Origin of the sequence: Allostella sp., assembly GCF_041913585.1 — a bacterium.
Classification (GTDB): domain Bacteria; phylum Pseudomonadota; class Alphaproteobacteria; order ATCC43930; family Allostellaceae; genus Allostella.
Genome location: NZ_JAYSFE010000129.1, coordinates 1 through 12041, shown reverse-complemented (window position 1 = coordinate 12041; position 12041 = coordinate 1). Strand labels below are relative to the sequence as shown.

13 protein-coding genes and 1 pseudogene are annotated in these 12041 nt (G+C 73.4%); 7 read left to right on the top strand and 7 right to left on the bottom strand.

The annotated features are described in order from the left end of the window. Both ACE3Q3_RS19675 and ACE3Q3_RS19670 read right to left on the bottom strand, forming a co-directional pair. A pseudogene (locus ACE3Q3_RS19675) lies at nt 1–121 on the bottom strand (allantoinase); the annotation flags it as partial. Between the two features lie 19 nt (nt 122–140). Then, nucleotides 141–905, bottom strand: a complete 765-nt coding sequence (locus ACE3Q3_RS19670; protein ID WP_374448942.1) for an SDR family NAD(P)-dependent oxidoreductase — start codon at nt 903–905, stop codon at nt 141–143. 135 nt (nt 906–1040) lie between these two features. Here ACE3Q3_RS19670 and ACE3Q3_RS19665 point away from each other — a divergent pair, with 135 nt between their 5' ends. From ACE3Q3_RS19665 to ACE3Q3_RS19655, 3 genes are read left to right on the top strand one after another with little or no spacing between them, the layout of a single operon-like run. Then, nucleotides 1041–1979 carry a hypothetical protein gene (locus ACE3Q3_RS19665; protein WP_374448941.1) on the top strand — a complete coding sequence of 313 codons (939 nt, stop codon included), beginning with the start codon at nt 1041–1043 and terminating at the stop codon, nt 1977–1979. Next, on the top strand, nt 1976–2713 hold the full coding sequence (locus ACE3Q3_RS19660) for a hypothetical protein (protein WP_374448940.1): 738 nt from the start codon (nt 1976–1978) through the stop codon (nt 2711–2713). The genes ACE3Q3_RS19665 and ACE3Q3_RS19660 overlap by 4 nt, the downstream gene beginning before the upstream one ends. Before the next feature lie 6 nt (nt 2714–2719). Then, nucleotides 2720–3514, top strand: coding sequence for a sulfotransferase (locus ACE3Q3_RS19655; protein WP_374448939.1), 795 nt, complete (start codon nt 2720–2722; stop codon nt 3512–3514). Here ACE3Q3_RS19655 and ACE3Q3_RS19650 read toward each other — a convergent pair. After that, the gene (locus ACE3Q3_RS19650; RefSeq protein WP_374448938.1) at nt 3511–4431 is read right to left on the bottom strand and encodes a hypothetical protein; all 921 of its coding nucleotides are present in this window, start codon (nt 4429–4431) and stop codon (nt 3511–3513) included. The two genes, ACE3Q3_RS19655 and ACE3Q3_RS19650, sit on opposite strands and share 4 nt — an antisense overlap. Before the next feature lie 155 nt (nt 4432–4586). Here ACE3Q3_RS19650 and ACE3Q3_RS19645 point away from each other — a divergent pair, with 155 nt between their 5' ends. Next, nucleotides 4587–4967 carry a response regulator gene (locus ACE3Q3_RS19645; protein WP_374448937.1) on the top strand — a complete coding sequence of 127 codons (381 nt, stop codon included), beginning with the start codon at nt 4587–4589 and terminating at the stop codon, nt 4965–4967. Here ACE3Q3_RS19645 and ACE3Q3_RS19640 read toward each other — a convergent pair. The 3 genes from ACE3Q3_RS19640 to ACE3Q3_RS19630 are packed head-to-tail and all read right to left on the bottom strand — an operon-like array spanning nt 4964 to nt 8979. Beyond that, nucleotides 4964–7165 carry an ATP-binding protein gene (locus tag ACE3Q3_RS19640; RefSeq protein ID WP_374448936.1) on the bottom strand — a complete coding sequence of 734 codons (2202 nt, stop codon included), beginning with the start codon at nt 7163–7165 and terminating at the stop codon, nt 4964–4966. The genes ACE3Q3_RS19645 and ACE3Q3_RS19640 overlap by 4 nt on opposite strands. Next, entirely contained in the window at nt 7162–8094 is a 933-nt protein-coding gene (locus ACE3Q3_RS19635; protein ID WP_374448935.1) for a sulfotransferase, read from the bottom strand. Before ACE3Q3_RS19635 ends, ACE3Q3_RS19640 begins: the two co-directional genes overlap by 4 nt. Before the next feature lie 54 nt (nt 8095–8148). Continuing rightward, on the bottom strand, nt 8149–8979 hold the full coding sequence (locus tag ACE3Q3_RS19630; protein ID WP_374448934.1) for a hypothetical protein: 831 nt from the start codon (nt 8977–8979) through the stop codon (nt 8149–8151). 144 nt (nt 8980–9123) lie between these two features. Between ACE3Q3_RS19630 and ACE3Q3_RS19625 the strand changes: the two genes are divergently transcribed. Next, nucleotides 9124–9468: an ArsR/SmtB family transcription factor gene (locus tag ACE3Q3_RS19625; protein ID WP_374448933.1), complete on the top strand. Its 345-nt coding sequence runs from the start codon at nt 9124–9126 to the stop codon at nt 9466–9468. A gap of 4 nt (nt 9469–9472) precedes the next feature. On the opposite strand, the gene ACE3Q3_RS19620 is transcribed toward ACE3Q3_RS19625, so the two are convergent. Further along, the gene (locus ACE3Q3_RS19620; protein WP_374448932.1) at nt 9473–10087 is read right to left on the bottom strand and encodes a TetR/AcrR family transcriptional regulator; all 615 of its coding nucleotides are present in this window, start codon (nt 10085–10087) and stop codon (nt 9473–9475) included. 193 nt (nt 10088–10280) lie between these two features. Here ACE3Q3_RS19620 and ACE3Q3_RS19615 point away from each other — a divergent pair, with 193 nt between their 5' ends. After that, nucleotides 10281–11261: a DMT family transporter gene (locus ACE3Q3_RS19615; RefSeq protein ID WP_374448931.1), complete on the top strand. Its 981-nt coding sequence runs from the start codon at nt 10281–10283 to the stop codon at nt 11259–11261. Next, the gene (locus ACE3Q3_RS19610; RefSeq protein ID WP_374448930.1) at nt 11258–11962 is read left to right on the top strand and encodes a glutathione S-transferase family protein; all 705 of its coding nucleotides are present in this window, start codon (nt 11258–11260) and stop codon (nt 11960–11962) included. The genes ACE3Q3_RS19615 and ACE3Q3_RS19610 overlap by 4 nt, the downstream gene beginning before the upstream one ends. The last annotated feature ends 79 nt before the right edge of the window (nt 11963–12041 follow it).

Genomic DNA, 12041 nt, shown 5'->3' with positions numbered 1-12041 from the left:
TCTCGCCGCCCTCCTCGTAGTTGATGACGAACTGCAGCGCGATGCGGGCGCCCCCCGGCCAGCGCGGGTCGGGCGGGTTGCGGCCGTAGCCCACAAGGTCGCGCGGATAGCCCTGCTCCATCGCCATCGCCCTCCCCTGGCTAGATGCGGCCGCCGTCGACGATGAAGGTCTGGGCGGAGACCATGCGGCTGTCGTCGGCGGTCAGCCACAGCACCATGCGGGCGAGGTCGGGCGGATAGACCTTCTCCTTCAGGCATTGCAGGCTCATCAGCCGCGCCTCGGCCTCGGGCGTCAGCCACATCGTCACCTGGCGCTCGGTCATCACCCAGCCGGGAACCACCGTGTTGACGCGGATCTTCTTCTCGCCGAGGTCGCGGGCGAGCGCGCGGGTCAGGCCCTGCACCGCCGCCTTCGCCGTCAGGTAGACCGGGATGTTGGGCGTCATGCCCATCCAGCTGACCGAGCCGAAATTGACGATCGCGCCGCCGCCCGCCGCGGCCATCGCCGGGGCCAGCGCCTGGGAGACGAAGAACTGGTGGCGCAGGTTGGTCGCCATGCGCTCGTCCCAGAATTCCGGCGTCACCTCCTCGATCGTGTGGCGGTCGTCGCGGGCGGCGTTGTTGACGACGGCGCGGATCGGCCCGATCGCCGCCGACGCCTCGGCGCAGGCGGCGCGCAGGGCGGCGACGTCGCGCAGGTCGCAGGGCAGGAAGAGCGGCCGGGGGCCCCTGCCGTCCAGCCGCTCGACCAGGGCGCCGCCGGCGGCCGTGTCGATGTCGACGAAGGCGACGCGCGCGCCCTGGTCGACATAGTGCTCGACGATCGCGGCCCCGATGCCGGTCGCCCCGCCGCTGACGAAGACCGCGCGGTCGCGCAGGCTCGGGTAGCTCGCGAACCCTTCCATCGATCCCTCCTCCCGTCTCGGGCTTGCCGTCTTGGGCTTGACCCGGCGCCGCCGCGGCGACCAAGGTCCGCCGGGAGCGCCCGATTGGCGTGCTCCCGGTCATGGTAGCAGCCGCCTCCGCGAGTCCGACCAGGAATGTCGATGCCCACCGATCCGCCGCCGCCCTGGTCCGGGCCGACCCCGCTGGGCGAGGTCTGGCCGATCGCCGGGCGCGACCCGCAGGCGCCGGCCGACATCGCGGTCGTGATCTCGACCGTCCTGCGCCCGGCGCTGCTGGCGGCGGTGCGCTCGGTCTTCCGGCAGAGCTTCCCCGGCACGGTGATCCTGGCGATCGGCTGCGACCGCACCGACGGCGGCCTGGAACTCGACCGCCTGCGGGCGGTCCTGGCCGAGCGGCCGGCGCGCATGGGCGCGCTCCTGCTGACCCCCGGCTACTCCACCGCGCGGCGCAACGGCGGCGTCCATGCCGGGCGCGGCGGCGGGGCGATGCGGACCGTCCTCTCCTTCCTCGCCAACGCCCACCACGTCGCCTTCCTCGACGACGACGGCTGGTACCTGCCGGACCACCTGGCCGACCTCGCGCGCGCGATCGAGGGCTTCGACTGGGCCTTCTCGCTGCGCTGGTTCGCGACCGAGGACGGGCGGCTGCTGTGCCGCGACCGCTGGGAATCGGTGGGGCCGGGACGCGGCATGTATGCCCGGGTCTCGGGCGGGCTGATCGATACGAGCTGCTACCTGATCGACAAGCGCCGGGTGGTGCTGCCGCTCGTCGCCTGGACGACGGTGACGGCCGAGGACGGCGCCGGCCAGGACCGCCGGATGATGCAGGCGCTGACGCGGTTCCACAGCGCCGCCTGGACCGGCCGGCACAGCGTCGCCTACACGCTGCGCCCGGGCTCGCGCCTGTGGCATCTCGCCCATTCGCCCGTCTTCCACGACCGGCTGGCCGCCGCCGCCGAGCGCCGCTGGAGCTACCACGAGACCTTCGTCCACTGGCCCGACATGACCCGCGCCATGCTCGACTACGCCGCCCGCAAGCGCGACACCGGCCACTCCCAGGATCGGCCGGCATGAGCGCGCGGCCGGGCCCGATGGCCTGCATGTTCCATGTCGGCCGCAGCGGCAGCACCGTGCTGGCCGACCAGCTCGGCCAGCATCCCGGCCTCACCTGGGCGGGCGAGCTGCTCGACCCCAAGCGGATCCGGCTCGGGCCGCGGACGGCGCTGGCGCTCGTCGAGGCGACGGCGCGCGCCGCCGGCGAGCGCGGGTTCGGCTTCGAGACGAAGTTCTACCATCTCCGCCGCGCCGGCCTCGGCCTCGGGGACTTCGTCGCCCGCCTCGACGCCCTCGGCTTCGACCGCTTCCTGGTCGTCCGCCGCCGCAACCTGCTGCGCAAGGTCGTCTCCTCGCAGGTCGCGCGCGCCAGCCGCAGCTGGCACCTGCCGGCGGGCACGGCGGCAGCCCTCCACACCATCCGGATCGACCCGGACCGCGTGCCGGTCGAGGGCGGCCATCGCCCGCTGGTCGAGATCATCGAGCTCTATCTCGCGGACTTCCGCGCCCTCGACGCCGCGCTCGGCGGACGGCCGCGGCTCGACCTCGTCTTCGAGGACGACATCCGCCCGGACCCTGCCGCGGCCTGCCGCCGGGCCCTCGCGTTCCTCGGCCTGCCGCCGCACCCGACGGCGGTCCGCCTCGCCCCGACGACGCCCTGGCCGCTCGGCCGGGTGGTCGAGAACCTCGACCAGGTGCGGGCCCACCTCGCCGGCACGCCCCACGCCTGGATGGCCGGAGAGGACGAGGACTAGCCGGGGATGGTCGCCAACTACCTGCCGGCGGACTATCCGCCCGACGCGCCGCCGCGCTTCCGGCTCTACGGGATCGGCCTCGGCAAGACCGGCACCATCTCGCTCTGCGGCATGTTCGGCGGGCATTTCCGCTCGACCCACGAGCCCGACTGGCGGCGGCTCATCCGCCTCGCCCTGCATCCGGACGGCAGCCGCGCGGGGGACTTCTTCTTCTCCGCCCCGCTCCAGGCCCTGGTCGCGGGCTGGCAGTGGGAGATGAATTCCTCGACCCTCAACTACCACCTCGTCCCGCTCATCCGCCGCCTCCAGCCGGAGGCGAAGTTCGTGCTGACGGTGCGCGAGCCCGTCTCCTGGGTGGCGTCGATGTGCCGCCACGAGAGCACGCGGCCGCGCAGCACCCACTGGGACTGGTGGGAGCTGCGGCGCTTCCGTTTCCGGCCCGACCTCTACCGCCACGGGCGCGCCGACGCCGCCCTCGAGCGGGCGGGCCTCTTCTCGCTCGAAGGCTATCTGCGCTGGTACGCGCGGCAGAACCGCAAGGCGATGGAGATGCTGCCGGCGGACACGCTGCTGGTGGTCGCGGTCGACCGGCTGTCGCACCCGGACGAGATCGCCCGCCTCGCCGCCTTTGCCGGCGTCGCGCCGGACCGGCTCGCCCGCGAGCGCGCGCACCTGCACGTCTCCGACACGCCCTTCGACCTCTTCGACCTCGTCGACCGCCGGACGGTCGAGGCGGCCGCCGAGGCGATCTGCGGCGACGTCTGGCAGGCGCTGCGCCGGCGCGCCGGGCTCGCTCCCTAGCCGGGCCCGAACATCTCGTCGAGCAACGGCCCGAAGCGCCGCGAGACCATGCACACGCCCATGCTGTCATGGTCGGCGAGGCCCGGCACCGGCACCAGCCGGACCCCGGGCAGCACGCCCATGCGCTGCGCCGCCCAGCGGTCCGACCGGTTCTCCGCGCCGTAGACGATGATGAGCCGCGGCGGGTGCTCGGCCCGGCGGTAGTGCGGCAGCACGTCGTCGACGAGGTGCGGGTTCTCCTGGTGGAGGCGGTGGATCATCGGGAAGCGCCGACGGACGTCGGGCTTGAGGTCGAGGCTCGTCACCGGCGAGAAGGCGAGGACCGCCTCGGCCGCGATGCCGACGCCGTAGCGCAGCGCCGAATAGCCGTTGGCCGAATAGCCGAGGCAGTAGCGGCGGGTGGCGCCGAGCCCGTCGGCGATCCGCCGCAGCCCGGCGATGCAGCCGGCGAGGTCCGGCGCCAGCCCGGGCAGCCCGGTGATCGCGAACTGCGAGCGCGGATCGCGGACATAGACCGCATGGCAATGCCGCCGGCGGAGCCAGCTCTGCACCACGACATGGGCGAACGGCGCCTGGTCGGCGCCGGCGAAGACGAAGACGACGCGGTCGCTGCCCGGGCTCTCCACCACCTGCGGGCCGCCGCTCGTCTCCGGGATGACGTGGCCGGCGCTGCCGATGTCCTCCAGCAGGCCGGTCACCATCCGGGTCGCCTCGGCCGGGCGCTGGAAGCGCAGCTCCGTCGCATAGCGGCAGGCGGCGACCAGCCGCTGGGCGATCGGGCGGAGCGCCGGCGAGCGCATGAGGCCGGTCGCCGCCGCCGCCGCGCCGTCGTAGTCGCCGGCCGCCATCATCTCGCGCACCCGGGCCAGCAATCCCCGTTCGGCCTCCGCCGTCCCGGAGTCCCGATCGTCGCTCATCCGCCATCCCGCAACTGCATGCGTCCGTCTCTATGCCACAGGAGCGGCCGGCGCGGCGCGGCCGATCGCGCAAATCCGTTGTCAGCCCGGCCCCGGCGGGACAATGTTGCGCCCGCGTCGCCGGCAGGGTCCGCGCCGCGGGGAGACCGGGGATCGTGGCAAGCGAAGGCATCGCAGGGGCGCGGATTCTGATCGTCGAGGACGAGGCGATGATCGCCATGCTCCTGGAGGACATGCTGGAGGAGATGGGCTGCCGCGTCGTCGCCACCGCCGGTACCCTCGACGAGGCCATGGCGGCCGTGGGGGCGGAGCCGGCGCTCGACCTCGCCATCCTCGACGTCAACCTCGGCGGCGCCGAGACCTACCCGGTCGCCGATCTGCTGCGCCGCCGCGGCATCCCCTACATCTTCTCGACCGGGTACGGCGTCGGCACGCTGCACCCCGACCACCAGGACCGCCCGACCCTGTCCAAGCCCTTCGTCGAGAGCGAGCTGCTGCGCTGCCTCGACCAGGCGCTCGGCCGGACGCCCCTCTAGGAGCGCGCCCGGCGCCCGATCACCTGGGCCAGCTTGCGTGCCAGCTCGGCCTGGGTGAAGGGCTTGCCGATCATGTCGACCCCGGGGTCGAGCGTACCGTGGTGGACGATGGCGTTCTGGGTGTAGCCGGTGGTGAAGAGCACCGCCAGGTCCGGCCGGCGGCGCCGCGCCTCGTCCGCCAGCCGGCGGCCGTTCATGCCGTGGGGCAACACGACGTCGGTGAAGAGCAGCGCCACCTCCGGGTGGCGGTCGAGCAGCTGCAGCGCCGACGCCCCGTCCGCGGCCTCGAGCACCCTGTAGCCGAGGTCGGACAGGCACTCGACGCTGAACCGGCGCACGCCGGGATCGTCCTCGACCACCAGCACGCTGCGGCCATGCCCGAGTTCGCGTTCCTCGGCGGCCGTCGCCGCGATGGCGTCGTCGGCTTCCCGCGACCGCGCGACGTGGCGCGGCAGGTAGACCTTGACCGCCGTGCCCTCGCCCGGTTCGGAGTAGATCTTCACATGGCCGCCCGACTGCTTGACGAAGCCGAACACCTGGCTGAGGCCGAGCCCCGTCCCCTCCCCCAGCGGCTTGGTGGTGAAGAAGGGGTCGAAGGCGCGGGCGATCACCTCGGGCGGCATGCCGATGCCGGTATCGGAGACCGCGATCATGACGTACTGGCCCGGCGCCACCTCGTCGTGGGCGCGGGCGTAGGCGTCGTCGAGGTGGGTGTTCGCGGTCTCGATCGTCAGCTTGCCGCCCGCCGGCATCGCGTCCCGCGCGTTGACCGCGAGGTTGAGCAGCGCGTTCTCGAGCTGCGGCGCGTCGACGAAGACCGGCCACAGGCCGCCGGCCAGCACCGTCTCGACCTCGACCGTCTCGCCCAGCGTCCGGCGCAGCAGGTCCGACATGCCGGCGACGAGCCGGTTGGCGTCGGTCGGCCTGGGGTCGAGGGGCTGCTGGCGGGCGAAGGCGAGCAGCCGCTGGGTCAGCGCCGCCGCCCGGCGTGCGCCCTCCAGCGCGCCCTGGACGCCGCGCCGCACCCGCGGGTCGCCGCCATCGCCGAGGCGGCGGAGCACGAGGTCGAGGTTGCCCGTCACCACCGTCAGCAGGTTGTTGAAGTCATGCGCCACCCCGCCGGTCAGGCGGCCGATCGCGTCCATCTTCTGCGACTGGCGAAGCTGCGCCTCGGTCGCCTCGCGCCGCAGCGACTCCGCCCGCAACTGCGCCAGGGCGGCGTTCTCGCGCCGGACCCGCGCCAGCGCGACCAGCGTGACGGCGAAGAGCGACAGCGTCACCGGCAGGCCGAAGGCGAGGTGGCTCGCCGTCGTCGCCAGCCAGCGGGCGCGGACGTCGGCGATCGCCGCCCCGGCGGTCACATAGATCGGATAGCGCGGCAGCCGGCGATAGGCGACGATCCGCTCCGCGCCGTCGAAGGACGATCGCGTCCGGAAGCTGCCGCCCTCGGGCGCCTCGGCGATGGCGGCCGCGAACGGGTCGGACGGCGGCAGCATGTCGAGCGGCTGGCGGGGTGGGGGAAACCGCGCCAGCACCGAGCCGTCCGCCCGGAACAGCGAGGCGGTGAAGCCGGTCTCGGCGTGGATTCCGGCATAGAATTCCTGGAAGTAGGCGGGGCGCACCGAGACGACCACGACCCCGTCGAACCCGGCCGCGTTGGCGACCCGCCAGCTCATCTGGAAGAAGGTGGCGCCGCGCACGCGGCCCCGGATCACCGGGCCGACATAGGTCTCGGCCTTCGCCTGCTCGAAATGGACGCGGAAATAGTCGCGGTCGCCGACCTCGAGGTCGGACGGCACCATGGCCGTCCGGGCGGCGACGACCGGCCGGGCGGCGCCGTCGATCAGCCAGATGTCCTCGACCTGCGGCAGCCGCTCCTGGATGGCGCGCAGGCGCAGGTGCAGCCCCTCGGCGGCGGCGCGGGCCGCGGTCGCGTCGAGGCCGCGGATGATCTCGGCGACCTGGGCGCCGACCAGTTCCTGGGTCTCGAACACCTTGACGGCATGCTCGAGGACGAGGCCGGCCGTGCCCCACAGGCGCTCGCGCGCCTGGCGCATGGCGCCGGTCCAGGCCTCCCAGGCGAAGAGCGCGAAGAGCAGGGTCGGGAGTACGAGCGTTCCGACCGCGACGGCGCGCAGGAGCCGCCCCGCCGTGCCGTCGCTGGGTCCGCCCAGGACCAGGCCCCGCCAGCCCTTCACGGCAGCGACCCGGCGTAGCGCGCCAGGAACGGGGCGAGGCGCACGATGCGGTCGAAGGTGGCGCGATGGGCGTCCGCCCAGGTCACCGTGTCGCGCGTCCGCCGCGGCGACGGCGCCACCACCGATGCGCAGGCCTCGATATAGGCGGCGTCGGTCCCGACCCCGAGGAACCGGCAGAGCCCGGCGAGCCCGGCGCGCGGGTCGGCGACGAAATCCTCGTGCCAGAGGGTGCGGACATGCGCCGGGTCGGTGCGCGCCAGGAAGCGGGCGTTGGCGCGCGCCAGATGGGCATAGTGGGTGAGCGAGCGCCCGAGCAGCCGCGCCTCGGGCTCGTCGGCCGAGCCGGGCCGCGCGCGGGCGCGGCGGACCATGGTGGCCGCGGTGTCGGCCGGGTCGCGGACGACGTGGAGGAAGCGCAGCGGCATGCCGATCATCCGGCCGAACCGGTCGATCGCCTCCGGATCGCCCGCCAGGCGGCGGGAGGTCTCGCCCCCGCGCTTGTCGCCGACCAGCCGCAGCCGCGTCCATCGCCCCTGCGCGCCGCCCGGCACATGGTAGTCGTATTCGCCCCAGCGTCGGCCGAGGCGTCCGAGGCGGCGGGAGTTCTCGAGCAGCAGGGTGAGGATCTGGTTCCGGTCGAGCCCCGCCGCGTGCAGTTGCAGCACGTCGAGTTCGTGGGCGATCGCGATCTCCGGGTGGGCGTCGAGCAGCGCCCCCACCAGGCTGTGGCCGCTGCGCGGGTAGCCGACGAAGATCACGAAGCCGGCGACCGCCGACAGGTCGGGCGGCGGCTGGCGTGCCGCCCAGCCGGCGACCCGGTCGAACTCGTCCCCGGAGGCGGCGAACAGACGACGCGGCCCGCTGCCCCGCATCCGGCGCAGCAGTTCGGCGTCGTCGACCGGAAAATCGTCGGAACCGCCGGTGGTCATTGCGGGCGATCCCGGCCGGGACGGCCGTCCGGCGTCGGGCACGCCGCCGCCCCCTCACTCGCGCGCATCGCCATGGTCCGGCCCCGGCACCCAGCCCGGAACCTGGGGCACCGCGAAGATCGGGAAGGGGCATTCGGCGATCAGGTTGACGTAGAAGCGCGGGCGGCTGGTGACGGCGCGCGGCGAGACGCCATGCACGGCCCGCGGCCCGTTGACGAAGCCGAGGAAGCAGTTGCCGGCGTAGGCGACCGTTGCGACCCGCGCGATGCGGTCGACGACCGCGAACAGCTCGCGGTACTGCGGCTCGTGCGTGCAGCGATAGAGGTCGAGGTCGCCGCCCGCCGTCGCGTCGTCGTCGGGGCGGAAATAGAAGAGGCCGCTGAAGATCTTGTCGGGCGTGTCGATGTGGGGCCCGCGCACCGTGCTCGCCTCCGTCACCGCGGTGTTGACCACGAGCTGGCAGTCGAGCAGCACGTCGCAGCCATGGTCGCGCTTCCGGCAGCCGACCCGCCACGCCTCCAGCGGGCGTCCCACCCGGCCCTCCAGGCGCGGGTGAACGTCGCGCATGGCGGGTCCCAGCGTGCGGACGATGTCGGCCCAGAAGGCGGGCGAGACGTGATGGGCGACGAAGTCGCGCCAGACCGGCGGCAGCTTGGCCGAGCGCAGGAGGGTGGCGGCGCTGACCCGGAAGGCCGTGTTGTTGGGGTGCGGCGGCGGGCCGGCGATGCGCTCGATCGCCGGGAACGCCGCCGCCAGCGCGGCATAGTGCGAGGGATCGATGGCCGGCCGCCGGATGGCGTGCGGAAACGGATCGGACGCGACCGGCCCCGGCGCCCCGAGGAGGGTGTGCGGCAGGGCGGGCGGCGTCGGGGCGGCATCGGGCATGGGTCACTGCGGCGGCGGTGGCGGGGCACGATGGCGGCCGCCCGCCGGGCCTGTCAATCGACCGCGCCGCCGGCCGGGCCGGCCGTCGCCTGCGACCGGCTGAGCACTTGACCGGGTTGCATTGCGCTTCCTATGTTTAACGTCATGGTTAACCCTGACCGAGTGTCGCTCGACCGCACCTTCTCCGCCCTCGCCGACCCGACGCGGCGCGCCCTGCTGGCGCGCCTCGGCGAGGCCGGCGCGCTCTCGGTCAGCGAACTCGCGCGGCCGATCCCGATGTCGCTGCCGGCGGTGATGAAGCATCTCGACGTGCTGTCCGACGCCGGCCTCATCACCCGCCGGAAGACCGGGCGCACCGTGTCCTGCCGCCTCAGCGCCGGCCCGATGGAAGAGGCGATGGAGTGGCTCGCCCACTACCAGCGGTTCTGGAGCGGCAGCCTCGACCGGCTCGCGGCCCTGCTCGAACAGGAGGAGGCGGAGCAGCGCTGACGTGCTAGCTCCGGGCTGAAGCCCCGCTGCCGGGGCCATTCGGGTCGAGGAAATCCAGGGCCGTCCGGACGACGCCCTCGAGCAGCGCGGGCTCCGGACGCACGCGTGCCAGGACGCGCATCCCCATCAGGACCCCCAGCAGATGGCGGGCAAGGTTCTCGGCCGAGACCAGCCGCGTCACCGTGCCGTCCGCCTGCCCGGCGCGCACGCGATCGAGGAAGAAGCCCTCGATCCGCGCGAGCACGCCGGCGACCACCGCCCGGAACTCCGGATCGTCGGGCGCCGCCTCCAAGGCCGCATTGACGAGCATGCAGCCACGCTGCTGCGAGTCGTCGAGCGATCGCCGCAGGATCTCGCCGAAGAAGGCTGCGATCGCCGCGCGTGGCGCGAGGTCGCCGCAGCGCCGGATGCGGTCGGCGATGCTGGCCTCGACATAGTGCTCGAGGGATCTGCGGTAGAGCATCCGCTTGTCGCCGAACGCGTTGTAGAGGCTGGCCCCGCTGATGCCTGTCCGCGCGATCAGGTCGCGAACCGAGGTCGCCTCGTAGCCCTGCGCCCAGAAGCACTGGGTCGCAGCGTCGAGCACGGCCGCCTCGTCGAATTCCCGCGGTCTCGCCATCTCCGTCGTTCCACCTCCGGCCGCCGATATCCGCATCTTGCCATGCCATCGGGTTCCCGGTAATTTAGAACGAGCGATCTAAAATCGCAAAGACGCCGATCCGAGCCCGGGACGTCCCGCTCCCCGGCGGCGGGGCGAATCGGCCAGCACAGCACGATCGGAACCGGCCATGCGAGACCACCGGACGGCAGAGATGGAGGGGCGAGGCGCGCTCGCCGCTTCCGCGGACGGCGCGAAACCCGCGCGCCGACGCCTCGCCGGCCTCGTCTGGGCGGGCGTGGCGGTCATGATCTTCTCGGGCTGGTTCGTGGTGACGCGCTTCAGCGTCACCCGCGAATTGCGCATCTGGGACATCACCGCACTGCGATTCGGGGTCGGCGCGCTCCTGCTGGCCCCCATGGTCCTGCGGCGCGGCTCGCGCCTGCCGCGGGGCGCCTGGGTCGAAGGACTGCTGTTCGCCCTCCTCTGGGGCCTGCCCTTCGTCCTCCTGGTGGCGCTCGGCCTGCAGCTCACCTCGGCCGCCGAGGCGGCCTCCATCGCACCGACGCTGATGCCCGTCTTCGCCGGCCTCTTCGCCTGGGCCTTCCTGCACGACCCGCCGGGTCGGGCGCTCCGCTTCGGCTACGCGGCGATCGTCCTCGGGCTCGCCGGACTGGTCACCGCGGGCGCGGCCGCGCATGGCGCCCCGGACCCGGCCGGGCTGGGCGCGCTCGTCCTGGCCGCGGCGACGTGGGCGACCTACACGCTGCTGTTCCGGCGCAGCGGCCTGTCGCCCATCCAGGCCGCGGCGCTGATCTGCATCTGGTCGGCGGCGCTGTTCCTGCCGGTCTATCTCCTGCTCGGCCTCAGCCGCTTCGGCCTCGCCTCGACCGGGGAGATCGCACTCCAGGCGGTCTACCAGGGGGCGCTGATGAGCGGGGTTGCCATCGTCACCTTCAACCGCGCCGTCAACCTTCTCGGTCCCTCTGCCGCCACCGCCATCATCGCGCTGCTGCCGGCGATCGCGACCGTCCTCGCCGTGCCAGTCCTGGGCGAGATGCCGACGCCGGGCCAGGGAGTGGCGATCGCCGTCATCGTCGCCGGCGTCGGGCTCGTCGCCCGCGCCACGCCGCCGGCCCGCCCGCGCGCGCCGCGCGACATCGTCATCCCCCCAGCCGAGAGGACGCCCGCATGATCCGCTTCTATTTCCACCCGACGCCGAATCCGGCGAAGATCGCGCTCTTCCTCGAAGAGACGGGGCTGCCCTACGAAGTCGTTCCCGTCGACACGAGCCGGGGCGAGCAGCACCGGCCGGCGTTCCGGGCCGTCAACCCGAACGGCAAGGTGCCCGCGATCGTCGACACCGACGGTCCCGGCGGCCGAGAGACGCGAATCTTCGATTCGACGGCGATCCTGCTTTATCTCGCCGAGAAGACCGGGCAGTTCCTCGGGCGCCCCGAGGATCGCCCGGAACTGCTCTCCTGGCTCCTCTTCATCGCCTCCGGCCTCGGCCCCTTCTCGGGCCAGGCGGTGCATTTCCAGTCCGCCGCGCCGGAGGGGCTCGACTATGCCGTGAACCGCTACCGGCGCGAGGCGGAGCGGCACTACCGGGTGCTGGACGACCATCTCGCCGGGCGGGAGTTCATCGTCGGCGACGGCTGCACGATCGCCGACATGTCCGCCTGGGGCTGGCTCGACCGCGCCTCCCGGGTCATGAAGGGAACGGACGATCCGCTGGCCGACTATCCGCACCTGAAGCGGCTGTTCCTGGCCGTCGATGCCCGTCCGGCCGCCGCCCGGGCCCGCGCCCTCGGCAAGGACCATCCGTTCAAGACGACCCGCGACGAGGAGACGCTGCGCGCCCTCTTCCCATCCAACTATCCGGCCGCGGCCTGAGCCGCGGCCCCGCCAGGAGACGACGATGACCGACACGCCCGCCTACACCCCGCCCAAGGTCTGGACCTGGAACAAGCCG